This is a genomic window from Variovorax robiniae (assembly GCF_037889955.1).
GTDB lineage: Bacteria > Pseudomonadota > Gammaproteobacteria > Burkholderiales > Burkholderiaceae_C > Variovorax > Variovorax robiniae.
Window position 1 is genome coordinate 248,579 of the sequence record NZ_JBBKZS010000006.1, and the last position, 19,063, is coordinate 267,641.

Below are 19,063 nucleotides of genomic sequence, written 5' to 3' on the forward strand. Positions count from 1 at the left end.
GGCAAGCGCCGTCCATGATGGCCGGCGCGCAAGGCAAGGCACATGCAACACCCAGCCACCCAGGCAGAACCCAGGGCGATCCCGCTCGCCACGCCCGACGAGTTGCGAGACCGCATCCGCCGCAAGAGCAAGCTCAAGGGCCGCCAGCCCGAGGAGGGCGCGCTGCAACGCGTGCGCGAGCTCATCGGGCCACGGCCCGAAGGCGGCCACCGGCGCGACCTGCTGATCGAGTACCTGCACATCCTCAACGACGCGCACCGCGGCCTGCATGACAGCCACCTGGTCGCGCTGGCCGCCGAGATGAAGATCCCGATGGCCGAGGTCTACGAGGTCGCGACCTTCTATCACCACTTCGAGGTGCTGCGCGGCGACGAGCAGGCACCAGGCCTGACGGTGCGGGTCTGCGACAGCCTGTCCTGCGAACTGGCGGGCGCCGGCGACCTGCTGACGCGCCTGCCGCGGCTGCTGGGCGCCGCCGGCCATGGCGACGTGCGCGTGGTGCCGGTGCCGTGCATCGGGCGCTGCGAGCAGGCGCCGGCCGCGATGGTGCACCAGAGCGCGGTGCCGATGGCCACCGTCAACAAGCTGGTGGAGGCGGTCGGCCTCATCCAGGAAGCGACAGAGACCCAGTCGGCGAAAGCGCCCATCCATTTCGAACCGGCAGCCTTCGCCGAACAAGGCGTTTCGCCACCCGCGCATGCGATCGAAGCCATCCCGGCCCACACCGACTACGCCACCTACCGCGCGCACGGCGGCTATGCGCTGGCCGCCGCGCTGACTTCCGGCCAGCAGGATCCCGAGGCCATCATCAAGGTCATGGAAGACTCCGGCCTGCGCGGCCTGGGCGGCGCAGGTTTTCCGACCGGGCGCAAGTGGCGCATCGTGCGCGACCAGCCCGCGCCCAAGCTCATGGCGGTGAACCTCGACGAGGGCGAACCGGGCACCTTCAAGGACCGCGTCTACCTGGAGCGCGATCCGCATCGCTTCCTCGAAGGCCTGCTGATCGCGGCGCAGGTGGTCGGCATCGATGCCTGCTATCTCTACCTGCGTGACGAATACCACGACTGCCGCCGCCTGCTCGCAGCCGAACTGGCGGCGCTGCAAGCCGACCCGCCGTGCGCGCTGCCGAAGATCGAACTGCGCCGCGGCGCCGGTGCCTACATCTGCGGCGAGGAGTCCGCGATGATCGAAAGCATCGAGGGCAAGCGTGGCGAGCCGCGCATGCGCCCGCCCTACATCGCGCAGGTCGGCCTGTTCGGCCGGCCCACTCTGGAACACAACTTCGAGACGCTCTACTGGGTGCGCGACATCGTCCAGAAGGGCCCGCAATGGTTCGCCGGCTTCGGTCGCCATGGACGCGAGGGCCTGCGCTCCTTCAGCGTCAGCGGACGCGTGAAGCTGCCGGGCGTGAAGCTGGCGCCGGCCGGCATCACGGTGCAGGAACTCATCGACGAATACTGCGGCGGCATGCTGGACGGACACACGCTGTACGCCTACTTGCCCGGTGGTGCCTCGGGTGGCATCCTGCCCGCGCGCATGAACGACATCCCGCTCGACTTCGACACGCTGCAGCCGCACGGCTGCTTCATCGGCTCGGCCGCCGTGATGGTGCTGAGCCAGCATGACCGTGCGCGCGATGCGGCGCTGAACGTGATGCGCTTCTTCGAGCACGAAAGCTGCGGCCAGTGCACGCCTTGCCGCGTCGGCACGGCCAAGGCCGCCGCGCTGATGGATGCCCCGGCGTGGGACAACGAGACGCTGGAAGACCTTGCGCAGGTCATGGGGGATGCGTCGATTTGCGGACTCGGGCAAGCTGCGCCGAATCCGATTCGCTGTGTGCAGAAGTATTTTCCGCAGGAGATTGGCATGAAAGTGGAGACGGCATGAGCGCCGCCGGACCGCTCCAAGGAGTGAACACCCCCTCGGGGGGCAGCGCAGTACACGAAGTGACAAGCGTGGGGGCCGCATGAACGCGCCGACCCATCTCGCGGAGTTGCTGCCGCAGGTCATCGAGTTCACGCTCGACGGGCGTGCAGTGGAAGCCATCGAAGGCGAAACCATCCTGGTCGCCGCCAAGCGCGCGGGCGTCGACATCCCGCACCTTTGCTACAAGGAAGGGCTGCGGCCCGATGGCAACTGCCGCGCCTGCGTCGTCGAGCTGAAGGGCGAACGCACGCTGGCGCCGAGTTGCTGCCGCAACGTGACGGCCGGCATGGAAGTGCAGGCTTGCAGCCCGCGGGCGCTCAAGAGCCAGAAGATGGTGGTGGAGATGCTTCTGTCCGACATGCCGGACAAGGGGTACAAGTGGAATGATGGGATGCTTTCGGCGGGCGCGAGCCCCCACCCCAACCCTCCCCCGGAAGGGGAGGGAGCCCATGCGGACTTCCTCGCTCCCCCGCTGGGGGAGGGTCGGGGTGGGGACACGGACACCTCCATCGGCCAGCACGGCGAACTCAGCGCCTGGGCCGACAAACTCGGCATCCATGTCCGCCCCCAGCTCAAAGCCCTGCGCCGCGAACAACCCAAGGCCGACGTCAGCCACCCCGCGATGGCCGTCAACCTCGACGCCTGCATCCAGTGCAACCGCTGCGTGCGCGCCTGCCGCGAGGAGCAGGTCAACGACGTCATCGGCTATGCGATGCGCGGCGAGCACAGCAAGATCGTGTTCGACCTCGACGATCCCATGGGCGACAGCACCTGCGTGGCCTGCGGCGAATGCGTGCAGGCCTGCCCGACCGGCGCGCTCATGCCCAAGAGCCACATCGGCTCGCAGATCGTGGATCGCAAGGTTGATTCGGTCTGCCCCTTCTGCGGCGTCGGCTGCCTGATCACCTACAACGTCAAGGACGAGAAGATCGTCAGCGTCGACGGTCGCGACGGCCCGGCCAACCACAGCCGCCTGTGCGTGAAGGGCCGCTTCGGCTTCGACTACGCGCACCATCCGCAGCGCCTCACGGTGCCGCTGATCCGCAAGGCCGGCGTGCCCAAGGCCTACGGAGGCACGCCGCGCCCCGAGGACTGGCACGACACCTTCCGCGAAGCCTCCTGGGACGAGGCGCTCGCGCTGACGGCCGGCAAGCTCCGCAGCCTGCGCGACACGCACGGCAAGAAGTCGCTGGCCGGCTTCGGCTCGGCCAAGGGCAGCAACGAGGAGGCCTACCTGTTCCAGAAGCTGGTGCGCACCGGCTTCGGCAGCAACAACGTCGACCACTGCACGCGGCTGTGCCATGCGTCCAGCGTGGCGGCGCTGCTGGAAGGCGTGGGCTCCGGCGCGGTGAGCAACCAGGTCAACGACGTGGAGCACGCAGAGTTGATCCTGGTGATCGGCTCCAATCCGACCGCCAACCATCCGGTCGCCGCCACCTGGATGAAGAACGCCGCCAAGCGCGGCGCCAAGATCGTGCTGGCCGACCCGCGCATCACCGACATCGGCAAGCATGCCTGGCGCACCTTGCAGTTCAAGGCCGACACCGACGTGGCCATGCTCAACGCGCTGATCCATGCGGTCATCGACGAAGGCCTGGTCGACGAGGAATTCATCCGCAACCGGGCCAGCAACTTCGAGGCCCTGCGCGACAACGTCAAGGGCTACAGCCCCGAGGCGATGGCGCCCATCTGCGGCATCCCGGCCGAGACGCTGCGCGAGGTGGCACGCGCCTTTGCCACCGCCAAGGGCGCGATGATCCTGTGGGGCATGGGCATCAGCCAGCACGTGCACGGCACCGACAACGCGCGCTGCCTGATTGCGCTGGTGACCGTCACCGGCCAGATCGGCAAGCCCGGCTCCGGCCTGCATCCGCTGCGTGGCCAGAACAACGTGCAGGGCGCCAGCGACGCGGGCCTGATCCCGATGATGTTCCCCAACTACCAGCGCGTCGACAACGCCAATGCGCATGCGTGGTTCGAGAACTTCTGGGACACCAAGCTCGACGAGAAGCCTGGCTACACGGTGGTCGAGATCATGCACAAGGCGCTCGCGCCCGACAGCGATCCGCACAAGATACGCGGCATGTACATCATGGGCGAGAACCCCGCGATGAGCGACCCGGACCTGAACCATGCGCGCCATGCGCTGGCCAGCCTGGAGCACCTGGTCGTGCAGGACATCTTCATGACCGAGACCGCCTGGCTCGCCGACGTGGTGCTGCCTGCCAGCGCCTGGCCCGAGAAGACCGGCACGGTGAGCAACACCGACCGCATGGTGCAGCTCGGCAAGCGCGCGCTCGACCCCCCGGGCAATGCCAAGGCCGACCTCTGGATCATCCAGGAGATCGCCCACCGCATGGGCCTGCAATGGAACTACGAAGGCGAGGAAGCCGGCGTCGCGGCCGTGTACGACGAGATGCGCCTGGCCATGCACGCGGCCATCAAGGGCATCACCTGGGAGCGCCTGCAGCGCGAATCCAGCGTGACCTATCCCTGCCTGACCGAGGACGACCCCGGCCAGCCGACCGTGTTCATCGAGAACTTCCCGACCGCGACCGGCCGCGTGAAGCTGGTGCCGGCCGACATCATCCCGGCCGACGAGCGCCCCGACGCCGACTACCCCTTCGTGCTCATCACCGGCCGCCAGCTGGAGCACTGGCACACGGGCAGCATGACGCGCCGCGCCACCGTGCTCGATGCGCTGGAGCCGATGGCCACCGCCTCGATGTGCCAGGCCGACCTGGCCACGCTGGGCCTGGAGGCCGGCGACGTGATCACCATCGCATCCCGCCGCGGCGAGGTGGCCATTCACATTCGTCGCGACGACGGCACGCCGCAGGGTGCGGTTTTCGTGCCCTTCGCTTACTATGAGGCCGCGGCGAACCTCATGACCAATGCCGCGCTTGACCCCTTCGGGAAGATTCCGGAATTCAAGTACTGCGCGGTGCGCATCCGGCACGGCGGCACGCCGATGGCGGCGGCGGGTTACGGAACAGGAACCGGAGGGGCCAGAACCAACCTGGCGCAATGATCCGGCACACCGTTTTCTTCAGGCTGAAACATCCACACGGCTCCATCGCGGAGGCCGACTTCCTCAGTCGGGCGATGAAGCTCGGCCCGGCGATTCCGGACGTGCGCAATTTCCAGTGCGTGCGGCAGGTCGGCAAGGGCGAGTACGACTGGGGCCTGCTCATGGACTTCGTCGACCAGGAGGCCTACGACCGCTACAACGCGCATCCCGTCTTCGAGATGTTCGTCACCGAGCGTTGGCAACTGGAGGTGGAGGCCTTCGTGGAACTGGACTACATGGTGGGTGACGAGCCCGGAGAGCACTGATGGCCGTCGCGCCCCGGGCCAAACCGGAGGACTTCTTCACCGATGCCGAATGGGCCGCATTGACGGAGCGTTCCTCCTGGCGCGGCCTGTGGCTGGTCGCGCACTGCTGGGGCGTCATCGGGCTGGCGATGGCCGTGGGCGTGCTGTGGCCGGTGACCATTCCGCTCGCCATCCTCGTCATCGGCACGCGGCAACTGGGCCTGTTCATCCTGATGCACGACGGCGCGCATGCGGTGCTGCATCGCAACCGGAAGGTCAACGACTGGCTGGCGTACTGGCTGTGCTCCTCGACGCTGCATGCCTACCGGCCCTATCACCTGCAACACCACCGCTTCGTCCAGCAGACGGAGGATCCGGACCTGGGGCTGTCCGCGCCGTTCCCGATCACCCGTGATTCGCTGTGGCGCAAGGTGGTGCGCGACCTGAGCGGCCAGACTTTTGTCAAGCAGCGCTTCGGCCACTGGCGCGAAGCCTTCAAGGCGCGTCAGCCCGGCCAATCCGTGGCGGCACTGCTCTCGCAGGAACTCAGGAAGGACGGCCGCTTCCTCATCGGCAACGGCATCTTCCTCGCGCTCTTCGCCGCGGCCGGCTTCTGGTGGGTGTGGGTCGCGATGTGGCTGCTGCCGATGATGACCTGGCTGCCGCTCATCAGCCGCATCCGCAACATCGCCGAGCATGCACTCGTGCGGCAGAACGAATCCGACCCCATGCGGCAGGCCCGCACCACGTATGCGAGCTGGCTGGAGCGCGTGCTGGTGGCGCCGTACTGGGTCAACTACCACTGCGAGCACCACATGTTCACCAGCCTGCCGTGCTGGAGCCTGCCGAAGGCGCACCGGCTGCTGCAACGCAAGGGCATCGCCGCGCGGCTGGAAACGCAGCCCGGTTACGTGCGCTTGATGACGCTGGCGACGGCGGCTTGACGCCTTGGGGGCGCCAGGCGGGGCGACGACTGTAACGCATCGTTGCGAATCTCCGGCCCTCTTTGGGCACGCCGGTCGTGCACAGTGCATCCAACGGCCGGTTCCGCGCGTATCAAGTCGATGTCCCCACCCAGGAGTTCGAGATGAAGATGCTTGCTCTGTCAGTTGCAATCGCTGCCAGCCAACTGCTGGCCTTGGGCGCCCAGGCGCAGACCACCGATGACAAGGCGGCCGCCAAGGCCGAGCGCAGGAAGGAGGGCGCCGAGGCGGCGAAGAACCCGCTGCCGGCCGAGGGGATCAATCCCATTCCGGACGCGAGGCGGAAGTCCTCGCCCGGCGACAAGGCCGCTGCCAGGACCGAGCGCAGGACCGAGGGCGCCGAGGCATCGAAGAACCCGCTGCCTGCGGAGGGCATCGAGGACCATCCTGCCGCGAAGCCGAAGGTGTCCAAGGCCGACCGCGATGCGGCCCGTCAGGCGCGCCGGGCCGCGGCCGCCAAGGCCAACAAGGCCGGCGAACTCAAGCCGCAGAACTTCTGAACACCTCGTCCTGCTGCAGCGTCTCGAAGCCGGTGGACTCCGGAACGGCGGTGCGCTGGAGCACGACGGGCTCCCTGCGCGTCTTGTTCAGCAGCAGGCGCGTGACGTCGGGCCGTGAATAGTGGCCACCCGGATCCCCGGCCGCCTTCGCCAGCGAGATCATGCCGAGGTCGATGTCGGCGATGACCAGTCCTTCCTGGTCCTCCGGCAGGTTGGTGCCCAGCGGTGAGCCGTCGGGGCCGTAGATGCGCGCGAAGCCGCCGCCCTTGAGCAGCATCTGCTGCTTGCCTGGGTCGGTGCACAGAAGTTCGCTCATGGCGGGGGAGACCGTCGCGCAGGGTGCGATCACGAAGCATTGGCCTTCGGCGGCGTAGATCTGGCTGGCGGCATTGTTGACCTCGGCGCCCAGCGCGTAGGCGCCGCCGCGGTACAGCGAGAAGCTCGGCCAGGCGGCGCAGTGGATCTGCTCGTTCTGCGCATACATCGCGTACTTGGAGAGCGGTTGCAGGTGCTCCCAGCAGCACAGCGAGCCGATGTTGCCGATGGGTGTTTCGCACACCGTCAGGTCGGAGCCGTCGCCTTCGCCGAACACCGTGCGCTCCACGTGCGTGGGCTTGAGCTTGCGGCGCGTCTGCACCACGTCGCCTTGGTCGTCGATCAGCGCCTGTGCGATGTAGAGGCTGCCGCCGGCCTTCTCGCTGAAGCCGGTCGAGACCCAGATCTTGTGCCGGCGCGCGGCATCGCGCAGGCGGTCGAACTCGGGTGAGCCGAGCACCAGCGAGTTGTCGTTGTAGCGCTGCACGAACTGCATGCCCCAGGCCGGCGAATCGAGCCAGATCCACCACGGATAGCCGGGGATCCAGGTCTCCGGGAAGGCGATGAGCTTGACGCCCTGCGCCGCCGCCTGGCCCATCAGGTCGATGGTCTTGCCGATGGTGGCGTCGAGGTCCAGGAACACTGGGGCCGCCTGGACGGCGGCGACGCGAAGCTTGGGATGGGTCTTGCTGGGCATGGTCTCGGTCTCCAGAAACGGTGGAACGGGCGCCGTGGCCGCGGGTTGGCGCCGTGGCATGCGGGTTGCGTCGAGCGTAAATTGACGGCCCTGGATCGCCTTGTCCAAAACTGGCGGCGTTCTTGTTCCAGCGTGTCGTCGCAACCGCAACCTTGGAGCCTTTCTCCATGAACCACCTGCTCAGCACCGACGTGGTGCCGCGTTCGCAGCGGCTGGCCTACTGGACCGACATGATCTGCAACGTCTACGTGCAACTGGGCTGCGACCCGGTGAAGCAGCCGGAGCGAGGCGCCTTCGACGGCCGCATCCTTCAGCATGACCTGCCGGGGTTGAACGTGTCGGTCGTGTCCTCCGGCGCGCAGCATGTGACGCGCACGCCCTCGCACATCGCGCGTTCGTCGGACGACTATTTCCTCGCCGCCTTCCAGTCGCGTGGCACGGGCATCGTGCGCCAGGATGGACGCGACGCGCTGCTGCAGGTCGGTGACTTCGCGATCTACGACACGACGCGGCCGTACGAGCTGGTCTTCGACGCGGACTTCGAGCAGATCGTGTTGAAGGTGCCGGGCCAGCAGCTGCGCAGCGCGTTGCGCGATACAGAGAAGCTGACGGCGACGACCGTCTCCGGCCGCGAGGGCGCGGGCCACCTCATGATGAGCATGATTCGCACGCTGCGCGAGGACATCGACACGCTGCAGCCCGCATCCGCCTGCGCGGTGGCGCATGGCGTGCAGAGCATCCTGGTCGCGGGCCTGCAGACCTTGCCGGCGGCTCGCACGCGGGGCGTGAGCCAGCTCACGGCGTACCAGCTGGCGCGCGTCAAGCGATCGATCGACGAGCGGCTGGCCGATCCGACGCTTTCCATCGGCAGCGTGGCGGCCACGCTTGGCATGTCGGCGGGGCACATCCATCGACTCTTTCGCAACGAGCCGATGACGGCCGCCCAGTACCTCTGGGAACGCCGGCTCGATGCCTGCAGCCGCGACCTGCTGGAACCGCGCCTTGCGGGCCGTCCGGTGGCGGAGATTGCCTATGGCCGCGGGTTCAACGATGCGGCGCATTTCAGCCGGGCGTTTCGCGAACGATTCGGTTGCTCGCCAACGGAGTGGCGCCGCCAGAAGGCGTAAAGCGCTGCCTTGAAGTCGACCCGCATGCCCATGCGTACGCCCGCGCTTGCCCATGTCGTCGGCCTTCCAACATAATGAAAAAGGACACGCCAGACGACCCGAATGCGAGTGGCTGCACATTCGGCGCATACAAGAGACAACGGGAGACAACACGATGAGCCCATCCGCACACTGCGCACAGCGCCCTTGCGACCCGGTGCCACGCGCCCGCAGGCAAACCCCGAGGATTTCCACGGCTCATCCCTGACCGGGCTGGCAGGCATGAATGCGGCTCGCTGGTTTTCAGCGTCCTATGGCGAGGCGCGTGCGCGCTTCCTTCGCGCCGCGGCGCGCAGCGACAGCGCGGTGCAAAGCCACCTGCTGGCCACCCATCGCGGGCTGGAGGACGAGCAACTCGCGACCGATGTCGTGCGCCTCGGCCCCCCGAATGCGACACGCCTCCTGATCACCACCTCGGGCACGCACGGCGTGGAAGGCTTCTGCGGCGCGGCGGTGCAACTGGCCCTGCTGCATGACAAGCCGCTGCAGGCGCTGCTGCGCAAGCTCGACGTCGCGATCCTCATCGTGCATGCGATCAATCCCTACGGCTTCTCGCACCTGAGCCGGACGACGGAAGACAACATCGACCTGAACCGAAACGGCGTCGACTTCGGCGAGCCCCTCCCGCGCAACGAGGCCTACGATCTGCTGGACGAGTTCCTGGTGCCGGAAGATTGGCCGCCCTCGCGCGCCAACGAGCGGGCCATCGAGCGCTACATCGCCGAACGCGGCGAACGCGCCTACCAGCAGGCCGTGACGGCCGGGCAGTACACCCATGCCGACGGCGTGTGTTTCGGAGGACGCCGCAAGGCCTGGAGCACGCAGGTGCTGCAGAGCGTGTTCGCCCAGTTCGGCGGCAGTTGCGAGCGCGTCGGCTGGATCGACTTCCACGCGGGGCTCGGACCGTACGGGCATGGCGAGAAGATCTGCATCGGCAAGGCCGGCGTCGATGAACTCCAGCGCGCACGCGATTGGTGGGGTGCGGACGTCGCATGTCCGGGCGAAGGCACGGCAGCCGCGACGAACGCCTGGAGACCGGTACCCGACCCGCTCCGCTCGGCCTGCCCGCATGCCGAGACGGCCGCCATCGCGATCGAGTTCGGCACCGTGCCGCTGGTCGACATGCTGCACATGCTGCGCGCCGACATGTGGCTGCGCCGCCACCCCGATGCGCCCGCCTCGCAGCAGCAGGCGCTGCGCGACGAGATCCGCGCCGCATTCTGTTGCGAGGAAGAGGGCTGGATGGGCCTCACGCTGGGACAGTCGCGCGGGGCGATCCTGCAGGCGGTGTACGGCTTGTCGCGCGCGGGCGCGCGAAGTCATTAGGGTCTGTGCACTGGTGTCATGATGTGCCCCCTTCAATGAGGAACATGACATGGGCGCACAGTGGAAAGCAAAGGGCAAGGAAATTGCCGCCAACGCCAAGGGTCGGCTGTTCAGCCGCCTGGCCAAGGACATCATGGTCGCGGCACGCGCCGGGGCCGATCCGGCCGGCAATTCGAAGCTGCGGCTGGTGCTGGAGCAGGCCCGCAAGGTGTCGATGCCCAAGGACACCATCGACCGGGCCATCAAGAAAGGCTCTGGCGTCGGCGGAGACGCCGTGCACTTCGACCACGTGATCTACGAAGGCTTCGCGCCGCACCGCGTACCGGTGATGGTCGAATGCCTGACCGACAACGTGAACCGCACCGCGCCGGAGATGCGGGTGCTGTTCCGCAAGGGGCAACTCGGGTCGTCCGGCTCCGTGTCCTGGGACTTCGACCATGTCGGCATGATCGAGGCCGAGCCTGCGCAGGCCGGCGCGGACCCGGAGGTGGCTGCGATCGAGGCGGGCGCGCAGGACTTCGAGGCGGCCAATGAGGATGGCGTCACGCTGTTCATCACCGAACATGCCGACCTCGACATCGTGAGCCGCGCGCTGCCGGCGCAGGGTTTCACGGTGCTGACGGCCAAGCTGGGCTACCGGCCGAAGAACCCGATCGATCCTGCGAGCCTCGCTGCCGCGGACCTGGAGGAAGTCGAGAGCTTCCTGGCCGCGATCGATGCGAATGACGACGTGCAGAACGTGTTTGTCGGACTGCGGTCGTGATATTGCGACGCTAGGGGCTAACCCCTAAATGGCGCGAATAATGATCGAGTGTGTTCGATCATCGATCGTGCGAGGGTTGAGAGAGATTGTGAACGGGGGCGGCTGGTTTCACAGTCGCTCCCATGCACAAACAAGAGACAAACCGCGAAGCACTCGTCGCCGGCGCCGCCGGTGAAATTGGCGCTGATGTTGGCGTGATCGTTGGCCGCGGCTGCCGCCGCCGGGGCTGAAATCATGCGCCGGTCCGTCGCCACCGTATCGCTCAGCGGAACGCTGCGCCAGAAGCTCGAAGCCATCGCCGCCGCCGGATTCGACGGCATCGAGTTGTTCGAGAACGACTTCATCAACTTCAACGGCACCGCCACCGACCTGCGCAAGATCACCGAAGACCTGGGCCTGGGCATCGACCTGTACCAGCCCTTCCGTGATTTCGAAGCCAGCCCGCCGGCGCAGCACCTGCGCAACCTGGAGCGTGCCGAGCGCAAGTTCGACGTGATGCAGGCGATGGGCGCGGAACTGGTGCTGTGCTGCTCCAACACCTCGCCACTGGTCATCGACAGCCCGGAGCTGGCGGCCGAGCAACTCCACGAACTGGCCGAGCGCGCGAAGCAGCGCAACCTGCGCATCGGCTTCGAGGCGCTGGCTTGGGGCAAGAAGACCTCGCTCTACGGCCAGGCCTGGGAGATCGTGAAGCGCGCCGACCATCCGAACCTCGGCCTGATCCTGGACAGCTTCCACACCTATTCGCTGAAGGACAATCCGGCCGGCATCGCCGACATCCCCGGCGACAAGATTTTCTTCCTGCAGATGGCCGACGCGCCGCTGCTGGCGATGGACGTGCTGCAATGGGCCCGCCACCACCGCTCCTTCCCGGGCCAGGGCGAGTTCGACATGGCGACCTTCCTCGAGAACACGCTGCGGGCCGGCTACACCGGGCCGCTGTCGCTGGAGATCTTCAACGACGTGTTCCGCGAGACGCCGAACAAGCGCACCGCCGTCGATGCGATGCGTTCGCTTCTGTACCTCGAAAGCCAGGTGCGTGACCGTCTCGCCAAGGCACCGGCGACCGACGCCAAGGCGCGGCGCGCTCTTGACACCATCGACCTGTTCAACCCGCCGGCCGCGCCCAGGCTGTCGGGCTATTCCTTCCTCGAATTCGCCGCCGACGAGACCTCGGCCGTGACCCTGGGCAAGATGCTGGAGCAGCTCGGCTTCAAGCGCGTTGGCCGCCATCGTTCGAAGGCCGTGGTGCTCTATCGGCAGGGCGACATCCACATGATCGTCAATGCGCAGCCGGCGTCCTTTGCGCGTGGGCGCTTCGACTTGCACGGCACCTCGGTCTGCGCGCTCGGCCTGCGCACCGCCGATCCGGCCGCCGCTGTCGAGCGCGCCACCGCGATGATGTCGCAGCGTCATGACAGCCCGGTCGGCCCCAACGAACTGCATGTGCCCGCGATGATCGCGCCGGGCGGCAACCTGATCCACTTCGTCTCCTCGGCGCTCGGCGACAGCGGTCTGTACGAAGCCGACTTCATCCTCGAAGACACGACCGCCGTGCCCGGCGCCGGCCTGAAGACGATCGACCATGTCGCGCTCGGCCTGCAACTGGACCAGCTCGACACCTGGGTGCTGTTCTCGCGCGCGGTGCTCGGCCTCGAAACCGGCGAGAGCCTGGAACTGGCCGACCCCTTCGGCCTGATCCGCAGCCGCGGCGTCGCCAATGCGGACCGCAGCGTGCGCCTGGTGCTCAACGTCTCGATGAGCCAGCGCACCCGCACCGCGCAGACGGTGAGCCGCACCGGCGGCGGCGCGGTGCACCACATCGCGCTGGATTGCGAAGACATCTTTGAGACCGTCGCCAGGCTGCGCGCCAACGGCCTGCGCTTCGTGCCGATCTCCGACAACTACTACGACGACCTGCCCACGCGCATGGACATCGACCCCACGCTGCTCGCCAACATGCGCGCAGCCGGCGTGCTGTACGACCGCTCGGCCGCCGGGAGCTACCTCCACATCTATACCGAAAGCTTCGAGAACGGCCTGTTCTTCGAGGTGGTGCAGCGCATCGATGCCTATGACGCCTATGGCGCCAGCAACGCGCCCGCACGCATGGCATCACAGGCCCAGCAGCAATAGACCTTCCCACCGCCACCACCTCAAAACCTCGCCCGCAGAAAACCCCCGGAGACACTCCCAATGACAACAACCGCCACCTCGCCTCACGGCAACCAGTCGAAGAAAGCCACCGCCAGTGGCTGGATCGGCTCGGCCCTCGAGTACTACGACTTCTTCATCTACGCCACCGCCGCGGCGCTGATCTTTCCGCAGATCTTCTTTCCCAAGGGCGATCCGCGCATGGCCATCATCGCGTCGCTCGCGACCTACGGCGTGGGCTATGTCGCTCGCCCCATCGGCGCCTTCGTGCTCGGCCACTGGGGCGACACGCACGGCCGCAAGAACGTGCTGGTCATGTGCATGTTCCTCATGGGCTTCTCGACCATCGCCGTCGGCCTGCTGCCGACCTATGACCAGGTCGGCCTCTGGGCGCCGGCGCTGCTGGTCGCGATGCGCCTGATCCAGGGCTTCGCGGTGGCCGGCGAGATCTCGGGCGCCAGCTCGATGATCCTGGAGCACGCCCCCTTCGGACGCCGTGGCTTCTTCGCCAGCTTCACGCTGCAGGGCGTGCAGGCCGGCCAGATCCTGGCGGCCGCAGTGTTCCTGCCGTTGGCGCACTTCATGGACAAGGACGCCTTCAACTCGTGGGGCTGGCGCATTCCCTTCCTGCTGAGCTTCATCGTGATCGTGGTGGGCTACATCATCCGCAAGGAAGTCGATGAGACGCCGGCCTTCGTGGACGTCGATGCCAAGGGTGAAAAGCCCAAGGCGCCGATGGTGCAAGCCGTGGTCGAGAGCTGGCGCGACATGCTGCGCGTCATGTGCTGCTCGCTGATGAACGTGATCCCGGTCGTGACCACCATCTTCGGCGCGGCGTATGCAGTGCAACCGGGCTACGGCATCGGCTTCGACAAGGACGTCTACCTGTGGATCCCGGTGATGGGCAACATCGTCGCCGTGATCGTGATCCCGTTCGTGGGCAACCTCTCCGACAAGATCGGCCGCCGCATCCCGATCATGGTCGGCGCGATCGGTGCAGGCCTGCTGTCCTTCGGCTACCTGTATGCCATCAGCATCCACAACGTCCCGCTGGCCATCGTGTTCTCGCTGCTGATGTGGGGCGTGGTCTACCAGGGCTACAACGCGATCTTCCCGAGCTTCTACCCGGAAATGTTCCCGACCCGCACCCGTGTCTCCGGCATGGCCATCTCGCAGAACCTCGGCACGCTGATCACCGCGCTGCTGCCGGCCCTGTTCGTCGCCGTCGCCCCTCCCGGCGCCACCGGCATCCCGATGCTGATCGGCACCATCACGCTGGCCATCTGCGTCGTCGCAGCCATCGCGGCCTTCACTGCCCGTGAAACCTACCGGGTGCGGATGAAGGACCTGGGCGACGTCAACGCGGTGCCGGTGCCCAAGGCCGAATACGACCGCTTGCGTGAGCAGTCGATGGCTGGCGGCAAGCTGCAACCAGCTTCTGCCTGAGCGAAGCCGGCAATAGCCAAGACAAGCAACCCGACTCCCCTCCAGCCCCGCCATCGGCAATGGCGGTTCGCACGCAGCGAACCGGCCGGCGCCCGATGGCGGGGCTTTTTCATGTGCCGCCCGCAGCCCTTCGTGCGTCATGCCCTCGGGTAATCGCAAGGGTCCCAGGCCGGGGATTTGGGCTATGGTGGGTGCATGTCCGCCACGCACCCGGTTACCGTTGCCGACGACCCGCACCCCACGCTCGACGTGGCCGTGGTGATGCGGCGCGAGCGGATCCGCGGACCGGCCAGCCGGTGGCAGCAGTGGCGCTGGGTGCTCGACAGCGTGTTGCGCGACCAGCCGCACTTCGGCCGCCACGTTCGGCTGCTGGCATCGGGCGACGATGCGCAGCGCTGGCTGCATCCCGGCTTCCAGGTCCAGTTGTTCCGCGACGACCTGGAGGGCTACTACCTCAATGCCACCACCTCCGCGCCCTGCTGGTTCGTGCTGTGGCGCATGGACGAGCAGCCGACGCTGGCCGAGGTGCCGATCGCGCGGCCTGTGGCGGTGAGCCTGAGCTACCACGATGCCGGGCGCTGGCTCGATGCGCAGGAGCAAGTCGACCAGGTGCCCGCGCCGCTGGAAGTCGTCGGTTGGCTCGGTGCGTTCATCGATGCGAACTACGTCGTCGAGCCGAAACGGCGCTATCGGCCACAAAGCTTCCAGCCGCTGGTGGACCGGAATGGCAATGCGGCGAGCGTCTCGACGGAGAAGCCCAAGGGCAGGGGAGCGGGCGATGTCTGAAAAGCGCGCCACGTCGACGGAGGAGGGCTTCCTGAAGCGCTGGTCGCGGCGCAAGCAGGAGGCGGCCGTGGTTGCGGCGCCTGCGCCATCGCAGGAAGCGATCGTCGCGCCTGCACCTTCGCAGGAAGCGCTTGGTGCGCGGCCTGTTCTTCCGCCGAAGGAAGGCGTCGCGATGGCGGCGCAGGAGCCCTCGCCCCTCACCCTGGCCGACACCGAATCGCTCACGCTGGAGTCCGACTTCAAGCCCTTCCTGGCCTCCAACGTCGCGCCTGAAGTCAAGAACGCCGCCTTCAAGAAGCTCTTCGCCGATCCGCATTTCAACGTCATGGACGGCATGGACATCTACGTTGACGACTATTCCAATCCGTCGCCCTTGCCGACGAGCGTCTTGCGCCAGATGGCGAGTGCGAAGTTCCTGAACCTGTTCGAAGAGGAAGAGACAGAGGCGCCAGCGAGCGCTGGCCCGACCGATATCCCAGCCACGCCCGTTGTCGCTTCGGCAGAAGCCGCCGAAGCACAACCCGCCAGCCATTTACCCGATGACCCGCAAGACCCTGATCTGCGACTGCAACCAGACAATGCCGCTGGAGCCGAAGACGCTCGGCGCGGCACTGGCTGAGCCGCTCACGCTTCACACCGGCCTGTGTCGCCGCGAGGCCCCCGCGTTCCAGCGGGCGCTCGCCAGTGGCGACGACATCGTCGTGGCCTGCACCCAGGAAAAACGCCTCTTCACCGAACTGGCCGAGCAAACCCCCGGCGCGGCCGAGGCCGGCGCCGTGGTGCGCTTCGTCAACATCCGCGAGACGGGCGGCTGGAGCCGCGATGCGCGCGGCGCGATGCCAAAGATCGCCGCGCTGCTGGCCGCCGCCCACCTGCCCGAGCCCGAGCCGGTGCCCACCGTCGCGTACGACGCGAGCCAGGGCCGCCTGCTGATCGTCGGTCCGCTGGACGAAGCCGAGCGCGTCGCGGCCCTGCTGGGCGACGCGATGGCCGTCACGATCTTTTCGCAAGGGCCGGGCCGCACGGGCGGCGCGCAGGAGCGTCGCTATCCGGTGCTGGCCGGGCGCATCGATTCGCTCACCGGCTGGCTCGGCGCCTTCAAGCTCGCCTGGACGCGCACCAACGCGATCGACCTCGACCTCTGCACGCGTTGCAACGCCTGCGTGGTGGCCTGCCCGGAGCAGGCGATCGGCCTGGACTACCAGATCGACGACAGCAAGTGCACCTCACACCGCGACTGCGAACGCGCCTGCGGCGTGGCTGGTGCGATCCGCTTCGACCGGCCTGCGCAATCGCTGGATGCCGCCTTCGACCTGGTGCTCGACCTTGGCGCCGCGCCGCTGATCGACTGGCATGCGCCGCCGCAGGGCTATCTGCGATGTCCGGGCGGGCTGGCGAATGCCGACTGCGTCCCGACCATGCTGCGACTGCACGAGCTGGTCGGCGAGTTCGACAAGCCGAAGTTCTTCGACTACAAGCAGAAGCTCTGCGCCCACAGCCGCAACGAAGTCGTCGGCTGCAATGCCTGCGTCGAGGTCTGTTCCGCCCACGCGATCACCGGCGACAAGGCGCGCCAGCGCATCGTCGTCAACCCGAACCTCTGCGTCGGTTGCGGCGCCTGCACCACGGTGTGCCCGACCGGCGCACTCGGCTACGTCTACCCGCGCGCGCCGGAGCAGGGCCTGCGCATGCGCACGTTGCTGTCGACCTATCGCCAAGCCGGCGGCAAGGACGCGACGCTGCTGCTGCACAGCGATGAAAGCGGCCAGCGCCTGATCGGCGAACTCGGCCGCGCCGCGCAACTGGGGCGCGCACACGGCGTGCCGGCCAACGTGCTGCCGCTGGCGCTGACGCATGTGGCCAGCGTCGGCATCGACGTGTGGCTGAGTGCGATCGCCTTCGGCGCATCGCAGGTCGTGGTACTGGCCACGGGCGATGAAGCGCCGGACTACATCGTGGCGCTGCGCCAGCAGATGGATGTGGCGCAGACGCTGATGCGCGGGCTGGGCTACCAGGGCAGTCACTTCGCGCTGGTCGAGGCAGGCACGCCCGCGGTGCTGGACACCGCACTGGCCGGCCTGCGCGACACGCGTCGGACCCTGCCCGCGCAAGTCGCCCGCTTCGCCGTCGCAGCAGAGAAGCGGACCACGCTGGACCTGATGCTCGACCACCTGATGGACCAAGCGCCTGCGCTGCGCTCGCCACCTGCCCATCCACTGGCGATCCCATTGCCCGCCGGTTCGCCCCTCGGCGCCATCACCGTCGACAAGGATGCCTGCACCCTGTGCCTGGCCTGCGTCGGCGCCTGCCCCTCCGGTGCCTTGCTCGACAACCTGAACGCGCCGCAACTGCGCTTCATCGAGAAGAACTGCGTGCAATGCGGCCTGTGCGAGACCACTTGCCCGGAGAACGCCATCGCTCTGCTCCCGCGCCTGTTGGCCGCACCGGAGCGCAAGCAGCAGGTCGTGCTCAACGAGGCCAAGCCCTGGGCCTGCGTGCGTTGCGGCAAGCCCTTCGGCACGCAGAAGGCGATCGAGGCCATGCTGGGCCGGCTGTCTGGCCATTCGATGTTCCAGGGCGAGGCCCTGGAGCGCCTCAAGATGTGCAGCGACTGCCGCGTCGTCGACCTGTTCAGCACGCCGAACGAATTGAAGATCACCGACCTATGAGCCAGCCGCCCTTCGCATCGTCCGCGCTGGACGAGGAGATCGCCCGCGCCGAACTCTACGGCCTGCTGGCGCGTCTCTGGATCGCCGCGCCGGATGCGGCGCTGCTGGACGCCTTGGGCGTCGCCGTGACCGATGCGCCGTCGCCGGGCGGCTTCCTCGAAGCGCCGTGGCGCGACCTGGTCGGCGCGGCGCGCGGCATGACGCCTGCCACGGCACACGCGGAATACGAGGCGCTGTTCGGCGGCGTCGGAAGGCCGTCCGTGCTGCTCTACGGATCGCACTACCTCAGCGGCTTCCTCAACGACAAGCCGCTGGCCGCCCTGCGCGCCGACCTGGCCCGCTATGGCCTGGCGCGCGACGAGTCCCTCGGCGAGACCGAGGATCACATCGCCTGCCTTTGCGAAGTGATGCGCTACCTCATCGCCGGCGATGACGCGGCCATCGCCAACCTCAAGGAACAGCAGGACTTCTTCGCCAGGCACCTGCAGCCGTGGGCGGCGACGATGTGCGATGCGGTGGTGCAGCAACCGCAGGCGAGGCTCTATGCGTCGCTGGCCCGCTTCACGCAGGCGTTCATCGAGGTGGAGGCGCAGGGCTTCGACATGATGGATGGAAGGTAGCGATCGGGCGCGGTCTTGCGCGAAGTGTTGACTCACCAGCGGCCATCGCATGGCGCTTGATTGGACTGTCAGCTTAGGGTCAGGACTAATATCCGAACAAGTCCAAATCGGGTCATATCGACTTTCAGCCAATTTCGTGGAGTGCGGAATGAGCCAAAGTCTTTCTGGTGGTGACGTCCCTGTCGCGGTACCCGCATCACGCAGACGCTTCTTTGCCGGCGCCGCCGCCGTGGGCGCGGTGGCCACTGCCGCCGTGGTCCTGCCCCGCGGCAGCGAACCTCTCGCCGACGCCCCGGCTTCCCCCGTGCTCCCACCCGCGCCCGAGAAGGGTGGCGGCTATTCGCTGAGCGAGCACGTCAAGCACTATTACAAGACCGCCTCGACCTGAAGGAGGCCC

At 67.4% G+C, this 19,063-nt stretch carries 16 protein-coding genes; 15 read left to right on the forward strand and 1 reads right to left on the reverse strand.

Features of this window, described 5'->3' with window-relative positions; translation table 11 throughout:
- Nucleotides 1-42 precede the first annotated feature (42 nt).
- The 5 genes from WKW79_RS16410 to WKW79_RS16430 all read left to right on the forward strand — a co-directional run bounded on the left by WKW79_RS16410 (nt 43) and on the right by WKW79_RS16430 (nt 6,724).
- Nucleotides 43-1,887, forward strand: coding sequence for an NADH-ubiquinone oxidoreductase-F iron-sulfur binding region domain-containing protein (locus WKW79_RS16410; RefSeq protein ID WP_340336236.1), 1,845 nt, complete (start codon nt 43-45; stop codon nt 1,885-1,887).
- Between the two features lie 79 nt (nt 1,888-1,966).
- A complete protein-coding gene (fdhF, locus tag WKW79_RS16415; RefSeq protein ID WP_340336237.1) occupies nt 1,967-4,957 on the forward strand; it encodes a formate dehydrogenase subunit alpha in 2,991 nt (996 codons plus the stop codon).
- A complete protein-coding gene (locus WKW79_RS16420; RefSeq protein ID WP_340336238.1) occupies nt 4,954-5,262 on the forward strand; it encodes a Dabb family protein in 309 nt (102 codons plus the stop codon). Before fdhF ends, WKW79_RS16420 begins: the two co-directional genes overlap by 4 nt.
- The gene (locus WKW79_RS16425) at nt 5,262-6,185 is read left to right on the forward strand and encodes a fatty acid desaturase family protein (protein WP_340336239.1); all 924 of its coding nucleotides are present in this window, start codon (nt 5,262-5,264) and stop codon (nt 6,183-6,185) included. The genes WKW79_RS16420 and WKW79_RS16425 overlap by 1 nt, the downstream gene beginning before the upstream one ends.
- A 143-nt stretch (nt 6,186-6,328) precedes the next feature.
- Nucleotides 6,329-6,724 (forward strand): hypothetical protein, encoded by a 396-nt coding sequence (locus WKW79_RS16430; protein WP_340336240.1) that lies wholly within the window; start codon nt 6,329-6,331, stop codon nt 6,722-6,724.
- On the opposite strand, the gene WKW79_RS16435 is transcribed toward WKW79_RS16430, so the two are convergent.
- A complete protein-coding gene (locus WKW79_RS16435) occupies nt 6,705-7,736 on the reverse strand; it encodes a carbon-nitrogen hydrolase family protein (protein WP_340336241.1) in 1,032 nt (343 codons plus the stop codon). The two genes, WKW79_RS16430 and WKW79_RS16435, sit on opposite strands and share 20 nt — an antisense overlap.
- A 167-nt stretch (nt 7,737-7,903) precedes the next feature.
- Here WKW79_RS16435 and WKW79_RS16440 point away from each other — a divergent pair, with 167 nt between their 5' ends.
- The 10 genes from WKW79_RS16440 (at nt 7,904) to WKW79_RS16485 (ending at nt 19,054) form a co-directional block, all read left to right on the forward strand.
- Nucleotides 7,904-8,863 (forward strand): AraC-like ligand-binding domain-containing protein, encoded by a 960-nt coding sequence (locus WKW79_RS16440; RefSeq protein ID WP_340336242.1) that lies wholly within the window; start codon nt 7,904-7,906, stop codon nt 8,861-8,863.
- Nucleotides 8,864-9,124: 261 nt separating this feature from the next.
- Nucleotides 9,125-10,228, forward strand: coding sequence for a M14 family metallopeptidase (locus tag WKW79_RS16445; RefSeq protein WP_340336243.1), 1,104 nt, complete (start codon nt 9,125-9,127; stop codon nt 10,226-10,228).
- A 49-nt stretch (nt 10,229-10,277) separates the two neighbouring features.
- Complete coding sequence (locus tag WKW79_RS16450; RefSeq protein ID WP_340336244.1) at nt 10,278-10,991, forward strand: YebC/PmpR family DNA-binding transcriptional regulator; 714 nt, start codon at nt 10,278-10,280, stop codon at nt 10,989-10,991.
- Between the two features lie 234 nt (nt 10,992-11,225).
- Nucleotides 11,226-13,127, forward strand: a complete 1,902-nt coding sequence (locus WKW79_RS16455) for a bifunctional sugar phosphate isomerase/epimerase/4-hydroxyphenylpyruvate dioxygenase family protein (RefSeq protein WP_340336245.1) — start codon at nt 11,226-11,228, stop codon at nt 13,125-13,127.
- 60 nt (nt 13,128-13,187) lie between these two features.
- Complete coding sequence (locus tag WKW79_RS16460; protein ID WP_340336246.1) at nt 13,188-14,591, forward strand: MFS transporter; 1,404 nt, start codon at nt 13,188-13,190, stop codon at nt 14,589-14,591.
- Nucleotides 14,592-14,786: 195 nt separating this feature from the next.
- Nucleotides 14,787-15,377, forward strand: coding sequence for a DUF3305 domain-containing protein (locus WKW79_RS16465; RefSeq protein ID WP_340336247.1), 591 nt, complete (start codon nt 14,787-14,789; stop codon nt 15,375-15,377).
- Complete coding sequence (locus WKW79_RS16470) at nt 15,370-15,996, forward strand: DUF3306 domain-containing protein (protein WP_340336248.1); 627 nt, start codon at nt 15,370-15,372, stop codon at nt 15,994-15,996. The genes WKW79_RS16465 and WKW79_RS16470 overlap by 8 nt, the downstream gene beginning before the upstream one ends.
- Nucleotides 15,956-18,046, forward strand: coding sequence for a 4Fe-4S dicluster domain-containing protein (locus WKW79_RS16475; RefSeq protein ID WP_340336421.1), 2,091 nt, complete (start codon nt 15,956-15,958; stop codon nt 18,044-18,046). Before WKW79_RS16470 ends, WKW79_RS16475 begins: the two co-directional genes overlap by 41 nt.
- A complete protein-coding gene (locus WKW79_RS16480; RefSeq protein ID WP_340336249.1) occupies nt 18,043-18,666 on the forward strand; it encodes a TorD/DmsD family molecular chaperone in 624 nt (207 codons plus the stop codon). Before WKW79_RS16475 ends, WKW79_RS16480 begins: the two co-directional genes overlap by 4 nt.
- A gap of 148 nt (nt 18,667-18,814) precedes the next feature.
- On the forward strand, nt 18,815-19,054 hold the full coding sequence (locus WKW79_RS16485; protein WP_340336250.1) for a formate dehydrogenase: 240 nt from the start codon (nt 18,815-18,817) through the stop codon (nt 19,052-19,054).
- The last annotated feature ends 9 nt before the right edge of the window (nt 19,055-19,063 follow it).

Excerpts from the sequence above, each read along its gene's own strand:
- WKW79_RS16410 (WP_340336236.1), top strand. The coding sequence starts at position 43 with ATGCAACACCCAGCCACCCAGGCAGAACCCAGGGCGATCCCGCTCGCC.
- fdhF (WP_340336237.1), top strand. The coding sequence starts at position 1,967 with ATGAACGCGCCGACCCATCTCGCGGAGTTGCTGCCGCAGGTCATCGAG.
- WKW79_RS16420 (WP_340336238.1), top strand. The coding sequence starts at position 4,954 with ATGATCCGGCACACCGTTTTCTTCAGGCTGAAACATCCACACGGCTCC.
- WKW79_RS16425 (WP_340336239.1), top strand. The coding sequence starts at position 5,262 with ATGGCCGTCGCGCCCCGGGCCAAACCGGAGGACTTCTTCACCGATGCC.
- WKW79_RS16430 (WP_340336240.1), top strand. The coding sequence starts at position 6,329 with ATGAAGATGCTTGCTCTGTCAGTTGCAATCGCTGCCAGCCAACTGCTG.
- WKW79_RS16435 (WP_340336241.1), bottom strand. The coding sequence starts at position 7,736 with ATGCCCAGCAAGACCCATCCCAAGCTTCGCGTCGCCGCCGTCCAGGCG.
- WKW79_RS16440 (WP_340336242.1), top strand. The coding sequence starts at position 7,904 with ATGAACCACCTGCTCAGCACCGACGTGGTGCCGCGTTCGCAGCGGCTG.
- WKW79_RS16445 (WP_340336243.1), top strand. The coding sequence starts at position 9,125 with ATGAATGCGGCTCGCTGGTTTTCAGCGTCCTATGGCGAGGCGCGTGCG.
- WKW79_RS16450 (WP_340336244.1), top strand. The coding sequence starts at position 10,278 with ATGGGCGCACAGTGGAAAGCAAAGGGCAAGGAAATTGCCGCCAACGCC.
- WKW79_RS16455 (WP_340336245.1), top strand. The coding sequence starts at position 11,226 with ATGCGCCGGTCCGTCGCCACCGTATCGCTCAGCGGAACGCTGCGCCAG.
- WKW79_RS16460 (WP_340336246.1), top strand. The coding sequence starts at position 13,188 with ATGACAACAACCGCCACCTCGCCTCACGGCAACCAGTCGAAGAAAGCC.
- WKW79_RS16465 (WP_340336247.1), top strand. The coding sequence starts at position 14,787 with ATGTCCGCCACGCACCCGGTTACCGTTGCCGACGACCCGCACCCCACG.
- WKW79_RS16470 (WP_340336248.1), top strand. The coding sequence starts at position 15,370 with ATGTCTGAAAAGCGCGCCACGTCGACGGAGGAGGGCTTCCTGAAGCGC.
- WKW79_RS16475 (WP_340336421.1), top strand. The coding sequence starts at position 15,956 with ATGCCGCTGGAGCCGAAGACGCTCGGCGCGGCACTGGCTGAGCCGCTC.
- WKW79_RS16480 (WP_340336249.1), top strand. The coding sequence starts at position 18,043 with ATGAGCCAGCCGCCCTTCGCATCGTCCGCGCTGGACGAGGAGATCGCC.
- WKW79_RS16485 (WP_340336250.1), top strand. The coding sequence starts at position 18,815 with ATGAGCCAAAGTCTTTCTGGTGGTGACGTCCCTGTCGCGGTACCCGCA.